The sequence below is a fragment of the Rhizobium sp. RHZ02 genome (assembly GCF_014851575.1).
Lineage (GTDB): Bacteria > Pseudomonadota > Alphaproteobacteria > Rhizobiales > Rhizobiaceae > Rhizobium > Rhizobium altiplani.
Genome location: NZ_JACUZX010000054.1, coordinates 1 through 5,583, shown reverse-complemented (window position 1 = coordinate 5,583; position 5,583 = coordinate 1). Strand labels below are relative to the sequence as shown.

Genomic DNA, 5,583 nt, shown 5'->3' with positions numbered 1-5,583 from the left:
TCTCTGCGAATATCTCCATCTCTCCGTCGCAGTCCATGAGGGCGAAGCCTTGGATGCCGTCGTAGGTTGCTTCTCGGAGAGAGCAGTGGGATTCGAGAGGTGAGAATGCGTCTTCGTCGGGCATCTCTAGCTCTGAAAATGGGAGCCGCATTTTTGCTATCTGATGACGGTTCGCGACAAAAACCGCAGATGCGTCGATTAGGTCCGGCACGTCTCCCGACGCATTAGGAGAAGGCTAAATTTAGGGAAAGTTCTTCTAAGGCTGGGAGCCGTGAAGCTCTCCCATGGGGCCCGGCGATGTTCCGCTACAGCACAGCCCGCAAATCACTGGCTGAAGTATTAACCGATTCTGAGCTAATTATCAATGGTTGCAATGCGGTATCAACAGGCGGCTTTCACGACCCCCCGCCGTTATTCTGTATTGCCGTTGAATAAGCTTTGAAAGCTTCGTCTACGGCTGCCTTTAGTGCTTCCGCAACTGTAGATGGCTTAGCCAAATCTACGCTAAACCCGTCATCAAACATCGATAAAAATGGCTCTCGAATGTAAGCTCTATCCGGGCCGACTGTTGCGTCACTCGAAACGCTGCATTCTCCAGCAGTATACCACCACCCTGGGAGCCTTTTATTCAAATATGCAATAGCATTATCGATGCTGTCTTTATCGAATACTGGGTAACCAAAAGCTTGATATACTGGAATTTCAAATTCTGTTCCATCATCACAGGTTATCGTGTGTGAACTTACCTTGAGAATTTTCGGATAACTCGTCACGCCACCTTCTCCACAAATGCCAACGACAGCTCTGCATTCACGAGCCCGTTAAGCGTTTCAATCACTGCCTTGATGGTCTGCCGGCCGGTTGCGTCCACTACCCTGCCCTTCATGCCGCCGAGGAGGACGTGCGTGCGGTCGATGACGATCGGCGTGCCTGCGGGGTACATCTGACGAGCGCGGCGCTGCGGGATGTGCTGAAGCCGGTCTGCCTGCTCCTTCTCCCGCTGTCGGCGCATGGCCTTCTGCCTCTCGTATTCGTAGAGGATGACGGCCTCAGCATCGCGAACGGCGTCGATGACGGTCGGGATCAGAGGAATGGGCGTCCCCCTCACCCCGAGCACGCCGGCGACGAAATCGCACTTGGCGAGCTTTAGCCAGTCGTGTGGTTCGCAGACGAAGGCATAGCCTGGGATGAGCGGGTACTGCTTGTCGATCGGCTTCTTTGTGCGGTGGTGCACTATTTCCCGCCGCTCCAGAGGCATGTAATGCTCAAAGCCCTCCTGCCGTAGTGAGAACTCTATGTTGGTGATGCGCGGGTCCTGTTTCGCCGGACGCTGGGCCATCGGCTTGAGCCGGATTGCATACCATTTCGCCGCCTTGATCTTCATGCCGCCTATTCCTCGTTACCGAAATCTTGGATGCGTGATAGCCGCCAAGATCATGTCCATGGCGATCATCTTGTTGATGTGCTGAGACCGGCCGATATCGACGTAGGCCTGAATATTGCTCGGTATGTGGGTGATGCGCACACCTGAGCAGACGCCGACATGCTGGCCGCCACGCTGGTGGATGCCGGGAATAGGCCAGACCTCAACCTTCAGATCATCGGCAGGAATGTCGTTCACGCTGCTTTAAGCCTCCGGTATTCTGGCCGAGGCAAAGACCGCTCCAGATGGTTGGTGCAGTAGGACGCTCGGGCTTCCGTCGTCTCAGCGCAGAACATGAACGGCCCACCTGATGTCAGCGGCCACTTGCATTCGCACGGTTCCAGATCGATGAGCGTCTTTGAGTACGGGAGGCGCATGAGGTCGTATTCTGTGGCCGGGATTTGCGGCTCAGCGGGGCCGAAGTCAGGTTCCACCACGCGCCTTTGCTTCGCCTTCGGGATGATCGTAAGGGACTTCCGTGTCCCGCGAGGAGACTTGCGGCCCACACCACGAGCCGGGAAAAGTGCGCGGTTGCGGAAGGCAACGCCGAGCAGTCCCGCTTTGGTCGTGCCGAACTTCTCACCAATCTCTCTGGGCTGCATCCCGTCTGCCCACATCTTGGCGGCTGCGGCGATTTTCTCGTCAGTCCAGACGAATTCACTCTTTGGCCGTTTCGGGAATAGCTCACGGTACTTGCCGGTTAGCCTGCGGATCGCGTGCTTGTTTGTCCCGAGTCGGGCGGCGATGCGCTCTTGAGACATGCCCTCGTTCCACAACTGCGCGGCCTTGTAGACATCGACATCGATACGGGCCATGGCGCTGGGCTTGTATTCCCTGCGCTGGATAGGGGCTGCTACCGTTACTTCTGTAGTGCCGGTCTTCTTGTTCGGGAACAGATCGCGGTTACGGTTGGCAAGACCGATGACGACATTGCGGGAGATGCCGAACTGATCTGCTATCATCCCGGCCGATTGTCCGTCGTTCCACATCTTGGAGGCCTTCTCTATGTCGATATCTGCGCGGGCGTTCATTGGGCTGCCTCCTATGCTCTGTTCAGGAAATGGGTCTTGGGAAGGACGACGTTCATGCTGACGACGTTGGTTTGCTGCTGCTGGCGCTGGGCCACGCGCTCGTTCCATGCGCGTTCGGCCTCTGCGAGTTCCTCATAGGCGCCGCGGTTCAACCAAGTGGAGCAGAGAGGCACAAACTCCCTGTCCCGCTCCTTCATGGTGCGGAAGAAGTGCTTGGCGCCGTCGATCATGTCTTGAGCGCAAGCGCCGTCCTTGAGATGCTTTTCGAACGCCTGCCGAGCTAGGCCGCGTCCGTCTGTGTGTCGTGCGTGAGGGCGCCACACGCCCCAGAAATCAGCAAAGCCTTCCGGTTCCTGTCTCATCTTTCCCCTGCCATGATTTTGTCAGCGATTGAGTTGGCGGCGTATTGTTCGTCTTGATGTGAGCTTGACTGCCAGTTGCGGGCTATGACGGCGCAGCGGTTGCGCTCGGAGAGGATGGCCCTACCGATGATCTCGGTTAGCTCGGTTCGGTCATAGACATCAGCCGCGACCTTGATCCAGATATCGTCTGCGACGTTGTGGATGTCGTCAGGAACGGTCATTCAGATCTCCACAATCTTGACTGCGGGGTAAATCGCCTCAATGAGTGCTTTTTTGAGCTTGTAGAGCGGCGTTTTGGTCGCTGGCGACTTCACGTCCTCGACAATCCTCCGCTCGCGTGACGGGTCGAAATAGGCGAAGTCTGCGATGTAGACGGCAGACCGGCCGCTCTCGTATTTCAGCGGCGATCCGTTCACGAGGAGCTTGAACCGGGGTTGGATTTCGAGGTGCGATATCTCACCGGCCTTGAGCAGAAGGCGAAGCTCGCAATAGCGGTTGGCTTCCTTCTTCGACGCAAACCTGATGCCGTCGATGGTGACGGGCTGGGCCTTGTACTTGGTCATGCCTTGCCCCTCAAGCTCTGCAGCTCTTCCCGGTACTTACGCATCCAGTTCTGCTGGTAGGCGCGGCGCTGCTCGCGCTTGACGGCCTTGCGGTGCTCTTCCTCGCGGAGGCGGTGGATTTGCTTCTCTACTTCCGCCTCTGTGGCTTTGAGGAGAGTGGCGATTTCTACGGTGTCGTAGCCGCGGCGAAGGAGGTCGAGAGGGTTCATGCTGCGATCTCCCCTAGATTGGCCGACGAGGCGCATGAGGGATGATGCGTATGCGGTAGAGCGGCCGGCCTCTGCCAAGGCAAAACTCTTCAGCATCGAACCGTGTGCGGAAACGAGCGCCCATGACGTGCGTCCACTCGTGGAATGGTGCAGCCTTCCAAACGTTGACGAAGCCAGCGGCGACAGGATGGACGCGAAGATCGGAGAAGATCGGGAGGTTGTAGCTAAGCGTCTTCGTCATATCCGCCTCGTAAGAAAATAGCCGCCGTTAGACGGCTTAGTTGCGGTGACCGGAGGTATGGGCCACCGGGGGAACGTCAGGCCGGTTGGAAGATGCGAGCCGGTACGCTCATGAATTCGATTGGGGGACCGCGCGTCTCGTCATGGAAGACGGCGCAGGAAAGCTTGTTGCCGAAGACGCAAGCGCTATCGACGTTGGTCCGGTTCCCGATGGTGGTAGGCTCGCCGATCGGCGTGTGGCCGTGAACAAGATGCTTGCCGCCATACTCGCCGGAATAGTCATTTGGCAGGCGGGACCAGAGCAAGATTTTCTCTGTCTGGTCGTCATACGAAACATCTTCCAGCATGCCAGCGTGGACGTAGAAGCGATGTTCGTCCTGATGCTTCAGAGGGAGAGAGCCAGCCCAATCTACTTGCGCTCTAATTGGCTTCCCGTCCCACGAATCCATGGTGGCGTCTCCGCCGTTTAGAAGCCACAGGTCAGGGGCTTCTCTGCCGGTCAGCGCGCCTACCATCATGTCTTCGTGGTTGCCCTTGAGGGCTATCCACTTCCAAGCCTTCTTCTGAGGGCCGGCCATGATGAAATCGATGACGCCGCGACTATCGGGGCCGCGATCAACATAATCGCCGAGGAATACGATTGTGCCGCCTTCCGGCCTCGACATCTCAATGCGGGATACGAGGCGTAGAAGAGGCTCCAGGCACCCGTGAACGTCACCGATTGCGAATGTGTAGCTCATTCCTCTTCGTCCTTCGTCTGGTCGTTGTCTCTCAGCTCGGGGCAAATCCATTCAGCCCAACTGGCCCCCTTGTCTCGAAGCCACGCGGCCAACAGCATTCGTTTTGGCAAGCTTAGCCATCTGACGAATACGGGTGGTCTCCTTGATGAATTCGGCATGCTCGTCCCTAGCCTTCCTTAGTGCTTCCGCCGTCTCGTACAGTTCCACCATCTGGAAATGTCTCACGATGCGGCTCTCGTTATTCCACCACCCACGAAGGCGGCGTTCTGTCCATTGGTTTTCCGGGTCGTCACGATGTGGGAACCGTTCGCGCAACTCCCGCAAAGCGGTCCGCAGCATGTCGCCAACGTGGCGTTTCCCGCCTATTTCCGCGATGAAGCTGTTCGCTGTCGCTACGTCATCCATCTTCGCACTCTTGCCCTGCCCTGTTTTCTTTCCCGCGTTCCCGGGTGAAATTCCCATTTTTTCCGTCTCCGAGTGGTGCATCTTTGGCTTGTTGAAGGAGCCGCTGACGATGCATGGAGACGAAAGCACTCAGTTTATTGGAGACGAAGGAAGCGCCCTTGCAGGGGCTGCTGATCCTTCGTCTCGCTCAGGCACCCGCCGCAAGGTTCCCGTAATTCAAGTACACAGCTTCCGAAGCGCTCCGCCGCCTGTTGCTTCGGTTGATGCGGTCGAGCCAGATGGGGAAAGTTCATTCGTACCCATTGGCTCGATCGCCGTTCGATTGATGGCAGCTTGGACGCTGCCGAGAATGTCGCTGCTCCCGGCCCGAGGAGAGGGAGAAGGCCGAGAGCAGCACCTGATCACACGCCGGGAGGAGAGGACGGATCAGGATTGAAATTGCGTAGGTCGCCCTCAAGCGCCGCATAGCAGGCCATATCGAGTTCCTGCTCTTCCTTGCGGCTGCAGCGTCCAGATGTGGCGCAGATCGCCAGAGCTAGGCCGGTGATAGCCACGGCAGGGACGCCGACAGCGAGGAGGATCATGAATGAGTCGTTGCTCATGGTTTAAC

The 5,583-nt window shown here is 57.4% G+C and carries 12 protein-coding genes; all 12 read right to left on the bottom strand.

The features are described from left to right. Positions 1 to 395: 395 nt before the first annotated feature. The 12 genes from IB244_RS31190 to IB244_RS31135 all read right to left on the bottom strand — a co-directional run bounded on the left by IB244_RS31190 (position 396) and on the right by IB244_RS31135 (position 5,557). On the bottom strand, positions 396 to 773 hold the full coding sequence (locus IB244_RS31190) for a hypothetical protein (protein WP_192306907.1): 378 nt from the start codon (positions 771 to 773) through the stop codon (positions 396 to 398). After that, entirely contained in the window at positions 770 to 1,384 is a 615-nt protein-coding gene (locus tag IB244_RS31185; RefSeq protein ID WP_192306905.1) for a transcription termination/antitermination NusG family protein, read from the bottom strand. Before IB244_RS31185 ends, IB244_RS31190 begins: the two co-directional genes overlap by 4 nt. A gap of 15 nt (positions 1,385 to 1,399) precedes the next feature. Continuing rightward, positions 1,400 to 1,621, bottom strand: coding sequence for a peptide chain release factor family protein (locus IB244_RS31180; RefSeq protein ID WP_192306903.1), 222 nt, complete (start codon positions 1,619 to 1,621; stop codon positions 1,400 to 1,402). Continuing rightward, complete coding sequence (locus IB244_RS31175) at positions 1,618 to 2,454, bottom strand: GcrA family cell cycle regulator (RefSeq protein WP_192306901.1); 837 nt, start codon at positions 2,452 to 2,454, stop codon at positions 1,618 to 1,620. Before IB244_RS31175 ends, IB244_RS31180 begins: the two co-directional genes overlap by 4 nt. Positions 2,455 to 2,465: 11 nt before the next feature. Beyond that, positions 2,466 to 2,816: a hypothetical protein gene (locus IB244_RS31170; protein ID WP_192306899.1), complete on the bottom strand. Its 351-nt coding sequence runs from the start codon at positions 2,814 to 2,816 to the stop codon at positions 2,466 to 2,468. Beyond that, positions 2,813 to 3,037, bottom strand: a complete 225-nt coding sequence (locus IB244_RS31165) for a hypothetical protein (RefSeq protein WP_192306897.1) — start codon at positions 3,035 to 3,037, stop codon at positions 2,813 to 2,815. Before IB244_RS31165 ends, IB244_RS31170 begins: the two co-directional genes overlap by 4 nt. Then, positions 3,038 to 3,379, bottom strand: a complete 342-nt coding sequence (locus IB244_RS31160) for a DUF1064 domain-containing protein (RefSeq protein WP_192306895.1) — start codon at positions 3,377 to 3,379, stop codon at positions 3,038 to 3,040. It abuts the gene before it with no gap. Then, on the bottom strand, positions 3,376 to 3,588 hold the full coding sequence (locus IB244_RS31155) for a hypothetical protein (RefSeq protein WP_192306893.1): 213 nt from the start codon (positions 3,586 to 3,588) through the stop codon (positions 3,376 to 3,378). Before IB244_RS31155 ends, IB244_RS31160 begins: the two co-directional genes overlap by 4 nt. 13 nt (positions 3,589 to 3,601) lie before the next feature. Further along, the gene (locus tag IB244_RS31150; protein WP_192306892.1) at positions 3,602 to 3,829 is read right to left on the bottom strand and encodes a hypothetical protein; all 228 of its coding nucleotides are present in this window, start codon (positions 3,827 to 3,829) and stop codon (positions 3,602 to 3,604) included. Between the two features lie 76 nt (positions 3,830 to 3,905). Beyond that, complete coding sequence (locus tag IB244_RS31145; protein WP_192306890.1) at positions 3,906 to 4,568, bottom strand: metallophosphoesterase family protein; 663 nt, start codon at positions 4,566 to 4,568, stop codon at positions 3,906 to 3,908. A gap of 51 nt (positions 4,569 to 4,619) precedes the next feature. Continuing rightward, on the bottom strand, positions 4,620 to 5,030 hold the full coding sequence (locus IB244_RS31140; RefSeq protein ID WP_246734803.1) for a hypothetical protein: 411 nt from the start codon (positions 5,028 to 5,030) through the stop codon (positions 4,620 to 4,622). A 344-nt stretch (positions 5,031 to 5,374) separates the two neighbouring features. Then, the gene (locus IB244_RS31135) at positions 5,375 to 5,557 is read right to left on the bottom strand and encodes a hypothetical protein (RefSeq protein ID WP_192306888.1); all 183 of its coding nucleotides are present in this window, start codon (positions 5,555 to 5,557) and stop codon (positions 5,375 to 5,377) included. Between the last annotated feature and the right edge of the window lie 26 nt (positions 5,558 to 5,583).

Bases quoted from the DNA above. Each gene is read 5' to 3' on its own strand.
- IB244_RS31185 (WP_192306905.1), bottom strand. From the start codon at position 1,384: ATGAAGATCAAGGCGGCGAAATGGTATGCAATCCGGCTCAAGCCGATG.
- IB244_RS31175 (WP_192306901.1), bottom strand. From the start codon at position 2,454: ATGAACGCCCGCGCAGATATCGACATAGAGAAGGCCTCCAAGATGTGG.
- IB244_RS31170 (WP_192306899.1), bottom strand. From the start codon at position 2,816: ATGAGACAGGAACCGGAAGGCTTTGCTGATTTCTGGGGCGTGTGGCGC.
- IB244_RS31165 (WP_192306897.1), bottom strand. From the start codon at position 3,037: ATGACCGTTCCTGACGACATCCACAACGTCGCAGACGATATCTGGATC.
- IB244_RS31160 (WP_192306895.1), bottom strand. From the start codon at position 3,379: ATGACCAAGTACAAGGCCCAGCCCGTCACCATCGACGGCATCAGGTTT.
- IB244_RS31155 (WP_192306893.1), bottom strand. From the start codon at position 3,588: ATGAACCCTCTCGACCTCCTTCGCCGCGGCTACGACACCGTAGAAATC.
- IB244_RS31150 (WP_192306892.1), bottom strand. From the start codon at position 3,829: ATGACGAAGACGCTTAGCTACAACCTCCCGATCTTCTCCGATCTTCGC.
- IB244_RS31145 (WP_192306890.1), bottom strand. From the start codon at position 4,568: ATGAGCTACACATTCGCAATCGGTGACGTTCACGGGTGCCTGGAGCCT.
- IB244_RS31140 (WP_246734803.1), bottom strand. From the start codon at position 5,030: ATGGGAATTTCACCCGGGAACGCGGGAAAGAAAACAGGGCAGGGCAAG.
- IB244_RS31135 (WP_192306888.1), bottom strand. From the start codon at position 5,557: ATGATCCTCCTCGCTGTCGGCGTCCCTGCCGTGGCTATCACCGGCCTA.